The 1,288-nt window shown below is 59.9% G+C and carries 2 protein-coding genes and 1 rRNA gene; 1 reads left to right on the plus strand and 2 read right to left on the minus strand.

What is annotated here, in order from left to right; genetic code table 11:
• Positions 1–96, plus strand: a 5S ribosomal RNA gene (gene rrf, locus ABD104_RS30155); the annotation flags it as partial.
• Between the two features lie 67 nt (positions 97–163).
• Here the strand turns inward: rrf and ABD104_RS30160 are convergent.
• The gene (locus ABD104_RS30160; protein WP_343928881.1) at positions 164–772 is read right to left on the minus strand and encodes a toxin-antitoxin system YwqK family antitoxin; all 609 of its coding nucleotides are present in this window, start codon (positions 770–772) and stop codon (positions 164–166) included.
• Between the two features lie 133 nt (positions 773–905).
• Positions 906–1,288, minus strand: a 383-nt coding sequence (locus ABD104_RS30165) for an integrase core domain-containing protein (protein WP_343928882.1), incomplete at its 5' end; no start/stop codon positions are given.

Genomic DNA, 1,288 nt, shown 5'->3' on the forward strand with positions numbered 1-1,288 from the left:
GGTGGTCCCACTCCTTCCCATCCCGAACAGGACAGTGAAACGCCTTTGCGCCGATGATAGTGGACGGACGTCTGTGAAAGTAGGTCATCGTCAGGCTCCCCACCCTCAAAACCCCCGACCGGGAATCCGGCCGGGGGTTTTGTCTTTCAGGCGTCGCTTTTTCTCAATCGCGGATGCGCGAACCGTCGGGAAGAAAGCGTTCGCTTCCAATGACGGCGCCGGATGCATCGTAGCTGCGTTCCGATGAACGGTTGCCGCGTGCGTCATAGATCACTTCCCGCTTGAGCTTGCCCGCCGGGTCATATTCCCGGTGTGTGCCCACTGGACGGAACTGTCCCTGGAATACGCCCGCGGACTGCAGCTTGCCCTGGTCGGAAAAGCGTTCCACGTACTTGCCGGGCAGGCCGCCGGGTTCGCGCAGGGATTGATCCACGCGGGTTTCCTTGACCTGGCCGTTCAGATACCAGGTCGTTCCCTTGATCTCGTTGCCGCCCAGGAAGGTTTGATCGCGCAGGGGCTTGCCGTCTTCGCTCCATTCCCGCTCGACGGCTTCCGTGGCTGTCTTGCCGCCGCGGCTCCGTTGGCGCTCGATGACTTCATAGATCAACTGGCCGTTGCGGCCGTATTCCTTGGTATGTCGGCCACCTTCCACGGATTGGACGATGGTCTGGCCAGCCAGGGAGGGGTTGCGTTCGGCGTGGGCGGTAGCGCCCAGCAGCGCGATGGCAAGCGCGGTCGCGCAGGCAGCCAAGCGGCGCGGTGTAGACATCATGGACGAAGACCTCTGAATGCGATCCCCAACCATAACTTCCCGGGCGGCCGCTTGTCGCGACCACCCCGTAAAGCAGTGTTACCGCGTACCGAGGATGGATGCGTCGTAGATCGCCGATGACCTGCTCCCCAATTTAGTACGAAACCAAATTAGAGTCTGCGGTTAAAAAACTGTCTGCAAACTGCTTGGGCGTCAGATACCCGAGCGAACTGTGCGGCCGGTCGTTATTGTATTCCTGGCACCAATCCGCAATCGTTTCCCTTGCGTGACGCATCGAGACGAACCAGTGCTCGTTCAGGCATTCGTCACGGAATTTGCCGTTGAAGCTCTCGATATAGGCATTTTGCTGCGGCTTGCCTGGTTCGATGAAGTGCAGCTTCAGCCCTGTCCTGTAGGCCCATTCGTCCAGCGTTTTCCCTGCTGCGTATTTCGGACAAAGGTGACCGGCCGTTTCGGGATCGTGACCGGCGATTTCGGCAACGTGACCGATCATTTCGGGAACGTGACCGAGCGGCC

This window comes from Pigmentiphaga daeguensis (assembly GCF_039523035.1).
Lineage (GTDB): Bacteria > Pseudomonadota > Gammaproteobacteria > Burkholderiales > Burkholderiaceae_B > Pigmentiphaga > Pigmentiphaga daeguensis.